General features: G+C 71.7%; 15 protein-coding genes. 9 read left to right on the forward strand and 6 right to left on the reverse strand.

The window, feature by feature from the left end; genetic code table 11:
- The first annotated feature begins 3 nt into the window (after positions 1-3).
- Together IO39_RS44885 and IO39_RS44890 are read left to right on the forward strand one after the other, a co-directional pair.
- Positions 4-195, forward strand: a complete 192-nt coding sequence (locus IO39_RS44885) for a (4Fe-4S)-binding protein (RefSeq protein WP_043638541.1) — start codon at positions 4-6, stop codon at positions 193-195.
- A 1,038-nt stretch (positions 196-1,233) separates the two neighbouring features.
- Positions 1,234-1,680, forward strand: coding sequence for an SAV_6107 family HEPN domain-containing protein (locus tag IO39_RS44890; RefSeq protein ID WP_043638544.1), 447 nt, complete (start codon positions 1,234-1,236; stop codon positions 1,678-1,680).
- A 400-nt stretch (positions 1,681-2,080) separates the two neighbouring features.
- Here the strand turns inward: IO39_RS44890 and IO39_RS44895 are convergent, their stop codons facing one another.
- Positions 2,081-2,599, reverse strand: coding sequence for an NUDIX hydrolase (locus IO39_RS44895; protein WP_043638546.1), 519 nt, complete (start codon positions 2,597-2,599; stop codon positions 2,081-2,083).
- A 615-nt stretch (positions 2,600-3,214) separates the two neighbouring features.
- Between IO39_RS44895 and IO39_RS44900 the strand changes: the two genes are divergently transcribed.
- Positions 3,215-3,667, forward strand: coding sequence for a hypothetical protein (locus IO39_RS44900; protein ID WP_043638548.1), 453 nt, complete (start codon positions 3,215-3,217; stop codon positions 3,665-3,667).
- Complete coding sequence (locus IO39_RS44905; protein ID WP_043638551.1) at positions 3,664-3,987, forward strand: winged helix-turn-helix domain-containing protein; 324 nt, start codon at positions 3,664-3,666, stop codon at positions 3,985-3,987. The genes IO39_RS44900 and IO39_RS44905 overlap by 4 nt, the downstream gene beginning before the upstream one ends.
- Positions 3,988-4,243: 256 nt before the next feature.
- Here the strand turns inward: IO39_RS44905 and bldD are convergent, their stop codons facing one another.
- From bldD to IO39_RS44930, 5 genes are all read right to left on the reverse strand, one after another.
- On the reverse strand, positions 4,244-4,738 hold the full coding sequence (gene bldD / locus IO39_RS44910; protein WP_026214021.1) for a transcriptional regulator BldD: 495 nt from the start codon (positions 4,736-4,738) through the stop codon (positions 4,244-4,246).
- 302 nt (positions 4,739-5,040) lie between these two features.
- On the reverse strand, positions 5,041-5,901 hold the full coding sequence (locus IO39_RS44915; RefSeq protein ID WP_043638555.1) for a universal stress protein: 861 nt from the start codon (positions 5,899-5,901) through the stop codon (positions 5,041-5,043).
- A complete protein-coding gene (locus IO39_RS44920; RefSeq protein ID WP_043638558.1) occupies positions 5,902-7,323 on the reverse strand; it encodes an amino acid permease in 1,422 nt (473 codons plus the stop codon).
- 10 nt (positions 7,324-7,333) lie between these two features.
- Positions 7,334-8,269, reverse strand: coding sequence for a carbamate kinase (locus tag IO39_RS44925; protein WP_043638561.1), 936 nt, complete (start codon positions 8,267-8,269; stop codon positions 7,334-7,336).
- 66 nt (positions 8,270-8,335) lie between these two features.
- On the reverse strand, positions 8,336-9,580 hold the full coding sequence (locus tag IO39_RS44930; protein ID WP_043638564.1) for an arginine deiminase: 1,245 nt from the start codon (positions 9,578-9,580) through the stop codon (positions 8,336-8,338).
- Positions 9,581-9,855: 275 nt separating this feature from the next.
- Here IO39_RS44930 and pyrR point away from each other — a divergent pair, with 275 nt between their 5' ends.
- From pyrR to carB, 5 genes are read left to right on the forward strand one after another with little or no spacing between them, the layout of a single operon-like run.
- Entirely contained in the window at positions 9,856-10,416 is a 561-nt protein-coding gene (pyrR, locus tag IO39_RS44935) for a bifunctional pyr operon transcriptional regulator/uracil phosphoribosyltransferase PyrR (RefSeq protein WP_043639669.1), read from the forward strand.
- Entirely contained in the window at positions 10,413-11,330 is a 918-nt protein-coding gene (locus IO39_RS44940) for an aspartate carbamoyltransferase catalytic subunit (protein ID WP_043638567.1), read from the forward strand. The genes pyrR and IO39_RS44940 overlap by 4 nt, the downstream gene beginning before the upstream one ends.
- Complete coding sequence (locus tag IO39_RS44945) at positions 11,327-12,613, forward strand: dihydroorotase (RefSeq protein ID WP_043638570.1); 1,287 nt, start codon at positions 11,327-11,329, stop codon at positions 12,611-12,613. The genes IO39_RS44940 and IO39_RS44945 overlap by 4 nt, the downstream gene beginning before the upstream one ends.
- A 29-nt stretch (positions 12,614-12,642) precedes the next feature.
- The gene (carA, locus tag IO39_RS44950) at positions 12,643-13,782 is read left to right on the forward strand and encodes a glutamine-hydrolyzing carbamoyl-phosphate synthase small subunit (protein ID WP_043639671.1); all 1,140 of its coding nucleotides are present in this window, start codon (positions 12,643-12,645) and stop codon (positions 13,780-13,782) included.
- Positions 13,769-17,056: a carbamoyl-phosphate synthase large subunit gene (gene carB / locus IO39_RS44955; protein ID WP_043638573.1), complete on the forward strand. Its 3,288-nt coding sequence runs from the start codon at positions 13,769-13,771 to the stop codon at positions 17,054-17,056. The genes carA and carB overlap by 14 nt, the downstream gene beginning before the upstream one ends.
- Positions 17,057-17,064: the final 8 nt, after the last annotated feature.

The following is a 17,064-nucleotide window of genomic DNA, read 5'->3' on the forward strand; positions in this document are numbered from 1 at the left end:
ATCTTGGAAATCAAGGCAGATACAATGGTGTGCATCGGGGCGGGCATGTGCGTCCTGACGGTGCCGAAGGTGTTCGACCAGAGCGAGGACGAAGGCATCGTCGTGCTCCTCCAGGACGAGCCGCCGCAGGAGCTGGAGGAGGCCGTGCGGCGCGCCGTGACCCTGTGCCCGTCCGGGGCCATCTCGATCTCCTGACCCTGCCGCGGCCCGGGTGACCACGGTCCTCACCCCGGGGGGCGAACGGCCGCCCGCGGCCGCGTACGACGGGGGCCCGCATCCACGCGATGCGGGCCACTTCCGGCTCGCCCGCCCCGATCCCGTCCACCGGCTTGGCCCTTGGGGACCTGCCCCGGGAAGGGCTCCCCGGTGTGCGGCCATGGCGCGGTGCGGCGAGCGCGGCGCCCCGCCGGGCGACATCGCCGTACGCGGCGCACCGTAGGGGACACTCGCGGGGGGCGCTCCCGCGCTTCACACATGACGTCCCCCCTGGCGCGATTCCCGCCCCACTCGCCCCTCCGGCCCTGTCCGGCCCGCTCGGCCCCCTCCGGCCCTGTCCGGCCCGCTCGGCCCCCTCCGGCCCTGTCCGGCCCGCTCGGCCCTCTCCGGTCCCGTCTGGCCCGGTCGGCTTTGTCTCGCTCGGCCTTGTCCGCCTCGCTCGGCCTTGTCCGGCCCTGTCTGGCCCGCTCGGCCTTGTCCCGTCCGGGTGGATCGCGCACGCCGAGGTCGCTTGGCGGTGCGCCACGCTTCAAGGGGTCATGGCCGCCGCCGGGCGTCGGCGGGGTCTTGACAGTCTCCTGACAGGGCCTTCCACCGGCACCGTATCCCGATCCGGGGAGGATGCCCTTTGTGTCCGTGGGGCTCCGAACCTCGTTGCTTCGGCCGTGTGCCGGTCCGTTCACTTCATGGTCATCGAACCTGTGTTCGTGGATCGGTTGACAACGGGGCGTGATCGAAATTATGTTCGACCTAGTGACGGTGAGGCTCGCGGCTCAGCGTCACCAGGACCTGGTCGCGGGCCGTTCGCTTCCCCAAGCGATACCCGCGACCAGGCTCCTCGGGCGAAGGGTGCGTCCTCGTCGTCGGCGGAGACGAGTGGGCGCGCTCTGGCCGGACGGGGAGAGGGGAAGCTCCTCGTCCGGCCGGCCCGGCGGAAATGTCGGTGGCGTCTGCAATCGTTGGCACCACTGGCAACGACGCCGGCCGCCGCCCACGACTCCAAAGGAGGCGCGCAAGATGGCACCACGGCCTAGAGAAACGCCCGGGCCCCGGCTGTCGCCTGCGGTTCGGGCACACCTGACCGATTCACGTTCCTGCCTGGCGGATGCGACCGGCGCTCGCACCCCGGCATCCCGATATGTGGCCGCCCACCTGGCGGCTCTACGGGCGGCGGCGGCGCTCCTGGCCGCTCGTCCCCGTCCCATGGAGGGCCGCAGGCGCCGCCTGCGCAGCGCCTGGGAGCTGCTGCCCGAAGCGGAGCCGCAGCTGGCGGAATGGGCCGCCTATTTCGCCACGACCGCCGCCAAGCGGAAGGCCGCGGAAGCGGGCGTGGTGCGCCGGATCAGCGCGGCCGACGCCGACGAGATCCTGGCCGAGGCGGAGACGTTCGTCTCGACCATCGAAGACCTCCTGGGCCTTCCCGCCCAGCCACAACTACCGGTGAACGTCCAACTGGCAGGCTGACACCCCGGCCACCCCTGGCGGCCTGACACCCGGGCCGTTCACGGCGGGCTGACACCCCCGCCACCTGGTCGGCTGATATCCCGGCCACTCTCGCCGGGATCACACCCCGGCCGCCCTTGGCGGGCCCTCCAAGGGCGCCACCGCCCGCACGGGCGCGGCGCGGCTACACGCTGCCCACACACGCCGCCCCAGCCGGTGATGCCGCGCAAGGGTGCGGCGTGGGTGCATGCTGCCCCGGCTGGCGCCGCCTCGGCCGACGGCGCTCCACATGGGCACACAGGCGCTGTACGGCACATGGGCGCCGTTCCAGGCGTCCGGGCACTGTCACGGGCACCAGGACGGCGGTTCGCGGCGCACAAGCGCTACATGGGCACACGGATGCCGCAGGGCGGCGGCTCATCTACGGCGGCGGCTGGGGACCGGCGGCGTGGGGTCCGGGGTACCGGTAGCGGCGCAGGGCCTCCTGGCCGGCTGGGACGAAAGGCCACCGGTCGATGGCCTTGGCCAGCTCGGTCTCGGTCATCCAGCTCCACCAGGCGATCTCGGACGGGTCCGGGGACAGTGGCTCGGTGACGACGGCCTCGTGCACGCCGACCCAGATGGGGCTGATCCCCCGCCTGCACATGAACGTGAACAGGAAACGCACCGGGGCCCCGACGCCCAGCTCCTCGGCCAGCTCCCGGGCCGCCGCCTCCTCGTACGACTCGCCCACGTCCGTGGCGCCGCCGACCAGCACGTCGTAGTGGCCGGGAAAGCGGGAGTGGGCGTCGGAACGGCGCGACACCAGGAACCGGCCCGCCTCGTCACGGCAGATCGTCGTGGCGATGCGATGCAGCCACCCCCGGCGCACCGCCTCGCCCCGATCGACCACTCCCACCACGCGGTCCAGATCGTCGACCCGCTCGACCAGCTCACCCACACCGGAAACGATGTCAGCCCGCACCGACAATTCCCATCCGCCGGCATCGCGCCGGAAGTTCCGCCGCCATCGCGCCGGAAGCACATTCGCATTCGCCCGGCATCGTGCCGGCAGCACCGTGGGCCCGCCGGTCACGTCCGGCGGGCCCACGGTGGAAGTATGCGAACCGGTGTGCGTGTCGCCTCTCGGCGAAAGGCACAACGCGGCTCCAGCCGAACGGTAGTCCGCGAAGGCGAAAGGTGAGGCCCGGGGACACTGGGCACACCGGTCACGACTGGTGTAACCAACCGGGCGGGCCAGATGTTCCCCGATGACCGCCATCGGGACGGGCCCATGGCGAGAATCATCGCCGAAAATGCTCGATCGGCGCGAGATCCAGAGTTGGCACTCCGCGCAGGAGGCGGGCCCCTGAGCGCGCGGGGTCGGTGAGGTGGTGCCGGAGGTGCTGTGGCTGGTGCCTGTGCGTTGGTCCGCCTGCCGGTGGTGGGCGGCCGGTGGTGGGCGGCCGGTGGTGGGCGATCGGGGGGTGGGCGAGATGGCTGGACTTTGACTTGCCTAATGGGAAAGTCGAGTGTTAGCTTTCCTACTAGGCAAGTCAAACTTTGGAGGGACCAAGTGAGTCGTACCGATGACGCTCAGGCAGGGCTCGCCGAGATCGCCAAGCGCCGCGAGCAGGCCATCGACGGCGCGTTGCGCGGCAGGCATCGCGGCTGTGACGCGGCCGGCTCGGTCGCGATGATCGCCGGGTTCGCGGCGCTGGACCTCTCCGCGTCCGCGGGCCTGCGGAACGGCATGCTCGGCGTCGCCCTGCTCGCCGCCCTGGTCTGCTTCACCAGGGCCGGCCGCCAGGGCCGGGCGGTCATGCACCAGTCCCAGCTCACCGGCCGGTTCTGGGCCGTGCTCGGCGGCTTCGCGCTGGCCGCCGCCGTGCTCGCCTACGCCGGGATGTGGCTGGCGACCAGGACCGACCTGCCGCTGCGGCACACCGCCATCGGCGTGGTGCTGGTCGTCCTCATCGCCGTGAGCGGGCCGCTGTTCCGGAAGCTGACGCGCCGGGCGACGGCGTGAGCACTCCGGCCGGCTTCGACGAGCTGATCCATCCGCCGACCCGGCTGGGGCTGGTGGCGCTCCTCGCGGCGACGGAGTGGGCCGAGTTCGGCTTTCTCAAGGAGAGCCTCGGGCTCTCCGACTCCGCGCTCTCCAAGCAGGTCTCGACGCTGGCCGAGGCGGGGTACGCGGAGGTCCGCAAGGAAGGCGCCGGCCGCCGGCGCCGCACCCTGGTCATGCTGACCCCGCAGGGCCGCAGGGCGTTCGACGGCCACGTGGAGGCGCTGCGGCAGCTCGTCGCCCGCGCCTCACCGGCCGCCGCCCCGGCCGACCCGCTCTAGCGACCCCGGCACGAGCCCGGAAGCGGGCGGCGGCGCGGGCGCAGGGCGAGGGGCATGTGAAATGCCGATGGGCCCGCCGGTATGCGGCGGGCCCATCGGGACGAGCGGGTGACCTCATAGTGACGGTCTCAAACCGGCGACCTCAGGCAGGCGGTACGGCGGAACGGCGGCGACCACGGGGGCCGTGAGCCGTGTGCCGCGCGCCGGCCCGAGGTCCATGTGACCTCAGGACGGCCGGAACGGCCTCAGGACGGCCTCAGAACGACTCGACGGCCCTGCGGGCCTCGGCGTCGAGGACGCCCCAGCTGATGAGCTCCTCGGTCAGCTCGCTGGGCGACTTGTCGTAGATCACCGCCAGGGAGCGCAGGTCCTCCTGGCGGATCGACAGGACCTTGCCGTTGTAGTCGCCACGCTGGCTCTGGATCGTGGCGGCGTACCTGGCGAGGGCGCCGGCCTTCTCCTTGGGCAGCGTCGCGAGGCGCTCGAGGTCGATCACAAGCTTGGGCGTCGGCCCGAGCGGGCTGGGGGCGGCGCCGCCCGGCAGCAGCTCGGAGACGGGCACCCCGTAGAAGTCGGCAAGCTCGGCAAGCTTCTGCACGGTCACCGCTCGGTCGCCGCGCTCATAGGAGCCCACGACCACGGCTTTCCACCTGCCACGCGACTTCTCTTCGACTCCATGCAGGGACAGGCCCTGCTGGGTGCGGATGGCGCGGAGTCGTGCACCCAGCGACTTTGCGTACTCAGACGGCATCGTGTGGCCCCCCGGCTCTCGTAATGTATCGCTCTCAGTAGATTGTGCTCCCTTGCGGCGTATGCCCGGGCCACCGGGGGGTCTGGTGCCAGGCTCGGCACCATCGGTAGCCATGGCCCTGGGTTTACCCCAGAACGCCGCGCGGTGTGGTTACGCACAGTGACGGTAAAGGGGTGGAAGCCTAAGGTCAAGCTGATTGGAAAAAAGATGCCGAATCCGGTCCGGTAGGGAACGCCACAAACGCCCCTCATGTCCCGCTGATAACACTACTTCGTCAGAGTTTGACGAGGGATTTTCGCCGTTCAGGGCTGACGCGTCAGAATCATGACCGGGCAGGTCGCGGCCTTGACGATCTTGATCGAGGTGTCCCCGAGGAAGACCCGCCTGAGTGGCCCGGTGTCGCTGGAAGCGCATATGATCATCTCGCCGGGCAGCCACGAGGTCGTGGCGAGCGCCTGGGCCACGTTGCGGCCCTCCAGCACCTCGACCTCCACGTGCCGCCGCCGTCCCCGCGCCATCGCGCGCAGGTCGGCCGCGGCCTGGTCGCGCAGGCGTACGAGCATCTCTTCCTCGATCCTCGCCCGCCTGCCGCTGCTGATCACCAGCGTGACCAGGCGCAGCGGCACGTCGAGGAGCGCGGCCGTGCTGGTCGCGTCCTTGACCGCCGCGTCGCAGCCGGGGCCGCGGCGGTAGGCGACGGTGAGCCGGTCGAAGGCCGCCGGCGGCGCGTCGCCGTAGCCGTGCGGCGCGAGCAGGACGGGGACGGAGGAGGAGTGCAGAAGCTGGTCGGCGGTGCTGCCCACCGCGATGCGCCCCCTGCCGCCGCCCGGGGCGGGGCCGATCACCACCACGTCGGCGCCCCGCTTGCGCGCCAGCTCCACCAGCCCGCGCCCGCTGCCCCTGTGGGTGTGCGTGATGTACTCGGCCCGGTCGCCGGCCAGCTCGCGGGCCTGGGCGAGGGTGGCGGCGGCCTGCTCGGCGAGATAGGCGCGCCAGGCGCTCTCCTCGGCCCTGGCGGGCCCGGGCGTGGCGCGGGCGGGCGGCTGCACGGTCGCCACCGTCAGGCGCGCCTTCGCCCGCTCCCGCAGCAGCACGGCCAGAGCCAGCCCGTCCCGGCCCCCGGCCCCCGGCACATACCCGGCCAGCACGTCGTCGAGCTTCATTCAGCGCACCTCGGAGTTCAGCCGCGAATGGCCATAGCCGTACAGGAAGTAGCAGATCAGGCCGGCCAGCATCCACAGCCCGAACGCCAGCCAGGTGACCCCGGCCAGCCCCGCCATGACCACGACGCACATGACCGCGCCGAGCGCCGGCGTGACCGGGAAGAGCGGCGTGCGGAACCCGCGCGGCAGCTCGGGGCTGCGGTAGCGCAGCACGAGCACGCCGACGTTGACGATGGCGAAGGCGAACAGCGTGCCGATGCTGGTGGCCTCGGCGAGCTGCCCGAGCGGCACCAGCCCGGCCAGCACGGAGATGAACGCGGCCACGATCAGGGTGTTGGCCACGGGCACCTGGCGGCGCGGATGGACCCGCTGGAAGACGCGCGGGATGAGCCCGTCGCGTGACATCGCGAACAGGATGCGGGTCTGGCCGTAGATGACGGTCAGCACGACGCTGGCGATGGCGATCACGGCCCCGAACGAGACGATCAGGCCCGGCCAGGTGGCGCCCACGGCCAGGTCGGCGAGATATGACAGGCTCGCCTCGGTGCTGCCGGGGTCGAACTCGGTCCACGGCATCGCCCCGACCGCCGCGAGGGCCACGAGCACGTAGACGGCCGTCACGATGGCCAGGGACAGGATGATCGCCAGCGGCAGGTCGCGCCTGGGGTTCCTGGCCTCCTCGCCGGCCGTGGAGGCGGCGTCGAAGCCGATGTAGGAGAAGAACACCTGCGAGGCCGCGGCCGTGATGCCGGCCACCCCCATGGGGGCGAAGGGCGCGAGGTTCCCCGACCGGAACGCGGTGAACGTCACGACGCAGAAGAACACCAGCACCGCGATCTTGATGAGCACGAAGAACGCGTTCGCCCTGGCGCTCTCGGAGGCGCCGTACAGCAGCAGCCAGGTGGCCAGCAGCACGATGACGATCGCGGTGACGTTGACCACGCCGCCGCCCTGGCCGGGGGAGCGGGTGATCGCCTCGGGCAGCGCCACGCCGAACAGGGAGCGCAGGAACGCGTTGAGGTATTCGCCCCAGCCCACGGCCACCGCCGCCACGGAGACGGCGTACTCCAGCATCAGGCACCAGCCGCAGACCCAGGCGACCAGCTCGCCCAGCGTCGCGTACGCGTAGGAGTAGGACGAGCCGGACACCGGGATCGTCCCGGCCAGCTCGGCGTACGACAGCGCCGAGAACAACGCCGTGACCGCCGCCAGCGCGAACGCCAGCACCACCGCCGGCCCCGCCTTGGGCACCGCCTGCCCGAGGATGACGAAGATCCCGGTGCCCAGCGTCGCGCCCACGCTGAAGAGCGTGAGCTGCCACAACGACATCGTGCGCCGCAGCTCGCCGCCCTCGCCCCGGCCGCCCTCGGCCACGAGGCGCTCGGTGGGCTTGGTGCGCAGGAGCCGCCGGGCCAGTGTCATCGGACGCCCCCTACAACGTGCTCGTCAGCGGCCACCGGCCGCCGGGCGTGACGATCGTTCCCGAGGTGCCGGCGAGTATGCGCCCGGCCTCCTCCAGCCTGCCGATGGCCGCCATGTCGCCGGTCGTCTCCACGAACCGGCAGACCGCCTCGACCTTCGGCCCCATCGACCCGGCGGGGAAGTCGAGGGCGCGCAGCTCGTGCGGCGTGGTGTGGCCGATGCCGCTCTGCCGGGGAGTGCCGAAGTCGCGCATGACGTGCGGCACGTCGGTCAGGCTCAGGAACGCGTCGCACTCCAGCGCCTCGGCCAGCATCGCCGTGGTGAGGTCCTTGTCCACCACGGCCTCCACGCCGGCGAGCCGGCCGCGCTCGTCGCGGATGACGGGGACGCCGCCGCCGCCCGCGCACACCACGATCACGCCCTCGCCCATCATGCGCCGGATCAGCCGCGTCTCGACCACCCGCTGCGGCGCGGGGGAGGGCACCACGCGGCGCCAGTGGGGACCGTCGGGCCGCACCTGCCAGCCGCGCTCGGCGGCCAGCTTCTCGGCCTCCTCGCGCCCGTAGACCTGCCCGACGAACTTCGCCGGCCGCTCGAAGGCCGGATCGACCGCCGTCACCAGCGTCTGGGTGACCACGGCCAGGACCTGCCGGCCCGGCAGCGCGTTCTGCAGGGCCTGCTGGAGCCAGTAGCCGATCAGGCCCTGCGTCTGCGCGCCGAGCGCGTCGAACGGGTACGGCCTGGTCAGGCCGGGGTCGGCGGCGCTCTCGGCGGCCAGCAGGCCGACCTGCGGGCCGTTGCCGTGGGTGATGACCAGCTCGTGCTCGGCCGCGAGCGCGGCCAGCGTCACCGCGGCCGTGCGCACGTTGGCGAGCTGCACGTCGGCGTCCGGCCGCTGCCCGCGCCGCAGCACCGCGTTGCCGCCCAGCGCCACGATGACCCGCATCCTGATCCCCCGCCTCTCCGTTCTCGTACGCCGGCACCCACCACCGTGAGCGCCCATGACAGGCTCCTAGACGGCGTCACGCTCCAGGGGACAGCTCATGCAGCGCGGCCCGCCGCGCCCCCTGCCCAGCTCGCTGCCCCTGATGGTGATCACCTCGATGCCGTTGTCGCGCAGGTGGTTGTTGGTCGTGGCGTTGCGCTCGTAGGCCACCACCACGCCGGGCTCCAGCGCCAGCCCGTTGCAGCCGTCGTCCCACTGCTCGCGCTCGGCGGCGTACACGTCCTGGGTGGGCGTCAGCACCGTGATGGAGGGCAGGTCGAGGGCATGGGCGATGGCCCGGTGCATGTCCTCCGGCGGATGGTCGGTGACCTTGAGCTCCTTGGAGGTCCCGCCGGGCTCGATCGTGTACGACGGCAGCATGCCCAGGCCCGCGTACTTGGTGAACACCCCCACGTCCAGCATCGTCATCACCGTGTCGAGATGCATGAACGCCCGCGCCTTCGGCAGGTCGAGCGCCACGATCCTGCTGGCGGACCCGGCCGCGAACAACCGCTGCGCCAGCATCTCGACCGCCTGCGGCTGGGTGCGCTCGCTCATCCCGACCAGCACCGCGCCCCGGCCGATGACCAGCACGTCGCCGCCCTCCATCGTGGCGGGGGCCGCCGCCCTGCCGGGCATCCAGCAGTGGTAGCCGCCCTCCTCCGGCCGGCCGAAGCCGCCCGCGAACGTCGGGTGGAAGCGGTAGACGGCCTCCATGTTGACCGTCTCGCGCATGCGGGCCTTCTTCCGCATCGCGTTGACCGACACGCCGTCGTAGATCCAGCACGAGGTGTCGCGGGTGAACAGGTGGTTGGGCAGCGGCGGCAGGATGAAGCCGTCGTCGGGGATGGCGTGGAAGGTCACCGCCTTGGGCTCGCAGCCCAGCTCGACCAGCTCGCGCTTGGTGATGCCGCCGGTCAGGTAGACCTGGAGGGTCGCGGAGTCCAGCCCGTCGAGGGTGTTGCGGATGTCGTCGATCGCGACCGGGCCCAGCCAGCGCTCGTCGACCACCGCGTCGAGGATGTGCTTGCGCGCCTCGGGGATCTCGACCGTCTCCCTGAGCAGGTCGGCCAGCAGGTGGACGCGGATGCCGCGATCGGTCAGCACCCGCTGGAACTCCTCGTGCTCCTCGATCGCCCGCTGCACCCAGAGCACGTCGTCGAAGAGGAAGGCGTCCTTGCTCGTCGGGGTCAGCCGTTTCAGCGCCAGGTCCGGCCGGTGCAGCAGGACCTGACGCAGCCGCCCGACCTCGGAATCGACATGAAAGGTCATCCTTGCTGTATCCCCCTCCCCGGTGCGGAAGTCACGCCCGGCCGCCGCCCCGCGCGCCGGGTAGACCTGCCCCGCCGGGGCCGCCCCGACACGGGGCGGCGGGGGAAATTACCTGATCCGGGAGGTCGCGGAAACGCGCGACCGGCCGGTCGCGCCGCGTGCGCGCGCCACGCGAGGGCACTCCCGTTGTACCTGGTAGCCCCTGGTACTGTGTGTCCCGACCAACACCCTTTTAAGACCCGTCCCGTGAGGCGGGAAAGGTGGTGAGCTTCGCCATGTCCAAACCTGCGGGGGCCGACTCCAGGGCCGTCCTGGAAGGCCCGGACATCCACCGGGCGCTGACCCGGATCGCACACGAGATCCTCGAGCGAACCAAGGGCGCCGACGACGTCGTCCTCCTCGGCATCCCCACCCGCGGCGCGACGCTGGCCCGCCGGCTCGGCGACCGCATCGAGCGGTTCGAAGGCGTCAAGATCCCCGTCGGGACGATCGACATCACGATGTACCGCGACGACCTGCGCCGCGGCCCCGTGCGCCCGCTCGGCCCCACCGAGCTGCCCGCCGACGGCATCGACGGCAAGGTGGTCGTGCTCGTCGACGACGTCCTCTACTCCGGCCGCACCGTGCGCGCCGCCCTCGACGCGCTCAACGACCTCGGCCGCCCCACCGCGGTGCAGCTGGCCACGCTGGTCGACCGCGGCCACCGCGAGCTGCCCATCCGCGCCGACTACGTCGGCAAGAACCTGCCCACCGCCAAGAGCGAGAAGGTCAAGGTCTACCTCGACGAGATCGACGGCCGCGACGCCGTGCTGCTCATGAAGGGGGGCACCCAGTGAACAGGCACCTGATCTCGGCCGGAGACCTGGCCAAGGACGACGCGCTGCTCATCCTCGACACCGCCGAGGAGCTGGCGAGGGTCTCGGAACGTTCCATCAAGAAGCTGCCCACGCTGCGCGGGCGCACGGTCGTCAACCTGTTCTTCGAGGACTCCACCCGGACCAGGATCTCCTTCGAGGCGGCGGCCAAGCGGCTGTCCGCCGACGTGATCAACTTCTCGGCCAAGGGGTCGAGCGTCTCCAAGGGCGAGTCGCTCAAGGACACCGCGCTCACCCTGGAGGCCATGGGCGCCGACGCGGTCGTCATCCGCCACGGCTCCTCCGGCGCGCCGCACCGCCTGGCCAACTGGGTGCGCGGCAGCGTCGTCAACGCCGGCGACGGCACCCACGAGCACCCCACCCAGGCGCTGCTCGACGCCTTCTCCATGCGCCGCCGCCTGGGCAACCTGGAGGGCCGCAAGGTCACCATCGTCGGCGACGTGCTGCACAGCCGCGTCGCCCGCTCCAACGTGCTGCTGCTGGCCACGCTGGGCGCCGAGGTCACCCTGGTCGCCCCGCCCACGCTGCTGCCCGTCTCGGTCGGCACCTGGCCGTGCGAGGTCTCCTACGACCTCGACTCGGTGCTGCCGAAGTCCGACGTGGTGATGATGCTGCGCGTGCAGAAGGAGCGGATGAACGCCGCCTACTTCCCCAGCGAGCGCGAATACTCCCGCCGGTACGGCCTCGACAGGGAGCGCTTCGCGAAGATGCCCGACGAGGCCATCGTCATGCACCCCGGGCCGATGAACCGGGGCATGGAGATCGCCGCCGAGGTGGCCGACTCCGCGCGGTCCACGATCGTCGAGCAGGTCGCCAACGGGGTGACCATCCGCATGGCCGTCCTGTACCTGCTCCTCGGGGGAGAGATCGCATGAACATCCGCAACGTCAGGGTCCTCGGCGGCGAGCCCGTCGACATCCGGATCGCCGGCGGCGTGATCGCCGAGATCGGGCCGGGCGTGGCCGGTCCCGACGCCGTCGACGGCGAGGGCGCCATCGCGCTGCCCGGCCTGGTCGACCTGCACACCCACCTGCGCGAGCCCGGCCGCGAGGACGCCGAGACCGTCCAGACCGGCACCCAGTCGGCCGCCCGCGGCGGCTACACCGCCGTGCACGCCATGGCCAACACCTCGCCCGTCGCCGACACCGCCGGCGTGGTCGAGCAGGTGTGGCGGCTCGGCCGCGAGTTCGCCCACTGCGACGTGCACCCGGTCGGCGCCGTCACCGTCGGCCTGGAGGGCAAGCAGCTCGCCGAGCTGGGCGCGATGGCCGACTCGGCCGCCCGCGTGCGCGTCTTCTCCGACGACGGCAAGTGCGTGGACGACGCGGTGCTGATGCGCCGCGCCCTGGAATACGTCAAGGCGTTCGACGGCGTCGTCGCCCAGCACGCCCAGGAGCCCAGGCTCACCGCCGGCGCCCAGATGAACGAAGGCGTCATCTCCGGCAGGCTCGGCCTGACCGGCTGGCCCGCCGTCGCCGAAGAGGCCATCATCGCCCGCGACTGCCTGCTGGCCGCCCACGTCGGCTCCCGGCTGCACGTCTGCCACGTCTCCACGGCGGGCTCGGTCGAGATCATCCGCTGGGCCAAGTCCAAGGGCTGGAACATCACCGCCGAGGTGACCCCGCACCACCTGCTGCTCACCGACGACCTCGTCGAGGAGTCGCCCGTGGGCGCCTACAACCCCATCTACAAGGTCAACCCGCCGCTGCGCACCCGCGCCGACGTCGAGGCCCTGCGCGCCGCGCTGGCCGACGGCACGATCGACATCGTGGCCACCGACCACGCGCCCCACCCGGTCGAGGACAAGGAGACCGAGTGGTCGGCCGCGGCCATGGGCATGGTCGGCCTGGAGACCGCGCTCAGCGTGGTGCAGGAGGCCATGGTCGAGACGGGGCTGCTCGACTGGGCCGGCGTCGCCCAGCGCATGTCCGTCACGCCCGCCCGCATCGGCCGCCTGCCCGGCCAGGGCCGGCCTCTGGAGGCCGGCGCCCCGGCCAACATCACCCTCTACGACCCGACCGTACGCACGAAGGTCGACCCCTCCGCCTTCGCCTCCAAGAGCCGGAACACCCCTTACGAGGGAATGACGCTGCCCGGCAGGGTGGTGGCCACGTTCCTGCGGGGCAGGCCGACCGTTCTCGAAGGGAAGCTGGTGTGAACGACAGCTCTGCTGACGTCGTCAAGACCGTGCCGCGTGGCGGCTCCTCGGGGGGCCTCGCCTCTCAGGGGGCGGTGCTCGTCCTGGAGGACGGCCGCGTCTTCCACGGCACCCCGTACGGCGCCGAAGGCGAGACCTTCGGGGAGATGGTCTTCAACACCGGCATGACCGGATACCAGGAGACCCTGACCGACCCCTCCTACCACCGCCAGATCGTCGCCATGACGGCCCCGCACATCGGCAACACCGGCGTCAACGACGAGGACCCCGAGTCGGGCCGCGTCTGGGTGGCCGGCTACGTCGTGCGCGAGCCGTCCAGGGTGGTCTCCAACTGGCGGGCCAACCGCTCGCTGGACGACTACCTCAAGGAGCAGGGCGTCGTCGGGATCGCCATCCCCGGCACCCGTGCCCTGACCCGCCACCTGCGCGAGCGCGGCGCCATGCGCGCCGGCATCTTCAGCGCGCCCGGGGCGCCGGTCGAGGAGCTGGTCGGGCGCGTGCGGCGCTCGCCCCGGATGGAGGGCGCCGACCTGGCCCGCGAGGTGGCCACGGGGGAGACCTACGTCGTGCCCGCCGTCGGCGCCAAGCGCTTCACGGTCGCGGCCGTCGACCTGGGCATCAAGGGCATGACCCCGCAGCGGATGGCCGAGCGCGGCTGCGAGGTCCACGTGCTGCCCGCCGACGCCACCTACGAGCAGATCATGGCCGTCGAGCCCGACGGCGTGTTCTTCTCCAACGGCCCCGGCGACCCCGCCACCGCCGACGTGTCGGCGCTGCGGGGGGTGCTGGAGGCCAAGGTGCCCTTCTTCGGCATCTGCTTCGGCAACCAGCTCTTCGGCCGGGCGCTCGGGCTGTCCACCTACAAGCTGCGCTACGGGCACCGGGGGGTCAACCAGCCGGTCCAGGACGTGCGCACCGGGAAGGTCGAGATCTCCGCCCACAACCACGGGTTCGCGGTCCAGGCGCCGCTCGACGGGCCGTTCGAGACCCCGTACGGGCAGGCCGAGGTCAGCCACGTCAATCTCAACGACCGGTGCGTGGAGGGGCTGCGCCTGCTCGACGGGCGGGCGTTCAGCGTCCAGTACCACCCTGAGGCCGCCGCGGGGCCCCACGACGCCGCGTACCTTTTCGACGAGTTCTGCGAGGTCATGACCCGTGCCCAAGCGTGAGGACATCCAGTCGGTCCTGGTGATCGGCTCGGGGCCGATCGTGATCGGCCAGGCGTGCGAGTTCGACTACTCCGGCACCCAGGCGTGCCGCGTGCTGCGGGCCGAGGGGTTCCGCGTCATCCTCGTCAACAGCAACCCCGCGACGATCATGACGGACCCGGAGTTCGCCGACGCCACCTACGTCGAGCCGATCACCCCCGAGTTCGTCGAGAAGATCATCGCCAAGGAGCGCCCCGACGCGCTGCTGCCCACGCTGGGCGGCCAGACCGCGCTCAACACGGCCGTGGCGCTGCACGAGTCGGGCGTGCTCGACAAATACGAGGTCGAGCTGATCGGCGCCGACTTCGACGCGATCCAGGCCGGCGAGAACCGCGAGCGGTTCAAGGAGATCGTCGCCAAGGTGGCGCGCGAGCGCGGCCTCAACGCCGAGTCGGCGAAGTCGGTCATCTGCCACACCATGGACGAGTGCCTGGCCGCCGCCGGCGAGCTGGGCTACCCGCTCGTCGTGCGGCCCTCGTTCACCATGGGCGGGGCCGGCTCCGGGTTCGCCTACACCGAGGACGACCTGCGCCGCATCGCCGGCGCCGGCCTCGACGCCTCCCCGACCACCGAGGTGCTCCTGGAGGAGTCGATCCTCGGCTGGAAGGAGTACGAGCTGGAGGTCATGCGCGACAAGGCCGACAACGTCGTCATCGTCTGCTCCATCGAGAACATCGACCCGATGGGCGTGCACACCGGCGACAGCGTCACCGTCGCGCCCGCGCTGACCCTGACCGACCGCGAATACCAGAACATGCGCGACGTCGCCATCGCGGTCATCCGCGAGGTCGGCGTCGACACCGGCGGCTGCAACATCCAGTTCGCGGTCGACCCGCGCACCGGCCGCATGATCGTCATCGAGATGAACCCGCGCGTGTCGCGCTCGTCGGCGCTGGCCTCCAAGGCGACCGGCTTCCCGATCGCCAAGATCGCGGCCAAGCTGGCCATCGGCTACACGCTCGACGAGATCCCCAACGACATCACCAAGGAGACCCCGGCCTCCTTCGAGCCGACGCTCGACTACATCGTGGTCAAGGTGCCGCGCTTCGCCTTCGAGAAGTTCCGGGGCGCCGACCAGACCCTCACCACCCACATGAAGTCGGTGGGCGAGGCCATGGCGATCGGCCGCTCGTTCCCCGAGGCGCTGCAGAAGGCGCTGCGCTCGCTGGAGAAGAAGGACTCCTCCTTCACCTGGGCGGGCCCCGTGCGGGCGAAGGAGGAACTGCTGGAGGCGTGCCGCACCCCCCACGACGGTCGGCTGCGCACGATGCAGCAGGCCATCAGGGCCGGCGCCACGCCCGCGGAGCTGTACGAGGCCACCAGCGTCGACCCGTGGTTCATCGACCAGCTCTTCCTGCTGCACGAGGAGGCCGAGGCGGTCGCCGCCGCCGACGACCTGACCGCCGAGGTCCTGCAGCGGGCCAAGCACCTCGGTTTCAGCGACGTGCAGATTGGCGAGCTGCGCGGCATCGACGAGGCCAGGGTGCGCGACCTGCGCCACGCGCTGGGCCTGCGGCCGGTCTACAACACGGTCGACACCTGCGCCGCCGAGTTCGCCGCCAAGACGCCCTACCTCTACTCGACCTACGACGAGGAGACCGAGGTCCCCACCGGGGAGCGGCAGAAGGTCATCATCCTCGGCTCCGGCCCCAACCGCATCGGGCAGGGCATCGAGTTCGACTACGCGTGCGTGCACGCCTCGTTCGAGCTGTCGCGGGCCGGGTTCGAGACCGTCATGGTCAACTGCAACCCCGAGACCGTCTCGACCGACTACGACACCTCCGACCGGCTCTACTTCGAGCCGCTCACCCTGGAGGACGTCCTGGAGGTCGTGCACGCCGAGCAGCAGACGGGCCCGGTCGCGGGCGTGATCGTGCAGCTCGGCGGGCAGACGCCGCTCGGGCTCGCGCAGGCGCTCAAGGACGCGGGCGTGCCCGTGGTCGGCACCTCGCCCGAGTCCATCCACCTGGCCGAGGAGCGCGGCGCGTTCGGGCGGGTGCTGGCCGAGGCGGGCCTGCCCGCGCCCAAGCACGGCACCGCGCTGAGCGTGTCGGAGGCGCTGGAGATCGCCGGGGAGATCGGCTACCCGGTGCTCGTGCGCCCCTCCTACGTGCTGGGCGGGGCCGGCATGGCCATCGTGTACGACGACCAGACGCTGACCACGTACATGGCGGCCCAGGAGGGCGGCCACCCGGTGCTCATCGACAAGTTCCTCGACGAGGCCATCGAGATCGACGTGGACGCCCTCTACGACGGCGAGGAGCTGTTCCTGGGCGGCGTCATGGAGCACATCGAGGAGGCCGGCATCCACTCCGGCGACTCGGCGTGCGCGCTGCCGCCGATCACGCTCGGCAGCGCCGACATCAAGGCCATCCGCGCCGCCACGCGGGCGATCGCCGCCGGGGTGGGCGTGCGCGGCCTGCTGAACGTCCAGTACGCCATGTCGGCCGGCATCCTGTACGTCCTGGAGGCCAACCCGCGCGCCAGCCGCACGGTGCCGTTCGTGTCCAAGGCCACCGGCACGCCGCTGGCCAAGGCGGCGGCCCGGGTGATGCTCGGCGCGTCGATCGCCTCGCTGCGCGAGGAGGGCATGCTGCCCGCCGAGGGCGACGGCGGCACGCTGCCGCTCGACGCCTCGATCGCGGTCAAGGAGGCGGTGCTGCCGTTCAACCGCTTCCGCGGCGTGGACATCGTCCTGGGGCCGGAGATGCGCTCCACCGGCGAGGTGATGGGCATCGACAAGTTCTTCGGCATCGCCTACGCCAAGTCCCAGGCGGGCGCCTACGGCCGGCTTCCGACCAAGGGACGCGCGTTCGTATCCGTGGCCAACAGGGACAAGCGTGCGATGATCTTCCCTGTGAAGGCGCTCGCGGATCTCGGCTTCGAGATCCTGGCCACCGAGGGGACCGCCGAGGTGCTGCGCCGCAACGGCGTCCATGCCAAGATCGTGCGAAAGCACAGCGAGGGGACGGGTCCCGGAGGTGAGCCCACGAGCGTGCAGGCCATTCTCGACGGCGAGGTCGACCTGATCGTCAACACGCCCTTCGGCAGCCCGGGGCAGTCGGGGCCGCGGCTCGACGGCTACGAGATCCGCACGGCCGCCGTGCTGCGCGGCATCCCGTGCATCACCACGGTCTCGGGCCTGGCGGCCGCGGCGGCGGGCATCCAGGCGATCGTACGCGGCGACGTCGGCGTACGGTCTCTCCAGGAGCACGCACAGGCACTCCGGGGCTGACCCGGCAC

Source organism: Nonomuraea candida (assembly GCF_000725485.1).
In the GTDB taxonomy this organism is placed as follows: domain Bacteria; phylum Actinomycetota; class Actinomycetes; order Streptosporangiales; family Streptosporangiaceae; genus Nonomuraea; species Nonomuraea candida.

Bases quoted from the DNA above. Each gene is read 5' to 3' on its own strand.
- IO39_RS44945 (WP_043638570.1), top strand. From the start codon at position 11,327: ATGAACATCCGCAACGTCAGGGTCCTCGGCGGCGAGCCCGTCGACATC.
- bldD (WP_026214021.1), bottom strand. From the start codon at position 4,738: ATGCCGTCTGAGTACGCAAAGTCGCTGGGTGCACGACTCCGCGCCATC.
- IO39_RS44930 (WP_043638564.1), bottom strand. From the start codon at position 9,580: ATGACCTTTCATGTCGATTCCGAGGTCGGGCGGCTGCGTCAGGTCCTG.
- IO39_RS44925 (WP_043638561.1), bottom strand. From the start codon at position 8,269: ATGCGGGTCATCGTGGCGCTGGGCGGCAACGCGGTGCTGCGGCGCGGG.
- IO39_RS44920 (WP_043638558.1), bottom strand. From the start codon at position 7,323: ATGACACTGGCCCGGCGGCTCCTGCGCACCAAGCCCACCGAGCGCCTC.
- IO39_RS44915 (WP_043638555.1), bottom strand. From the start codon at position 5,901: ATGAAGCTCGACGACGTGCTGGCCGGGTATGTGCCGGGGGCCGGGGGC.
- IO39_RS44890 (WP_043638544.1), top strand. From the start codon at position 1,234: ATGGCACCACGGCCTAGAGAAACGCCCGGGCCCCGGCTGTCGCCTGCG.
- pyrR (WP_043639669.1), top strand. From the start codon at position 9,856: ATGTCCAAACCTGCGGGGGCCGACTCCAGGGCCGTCCTGGAAGGCCCG.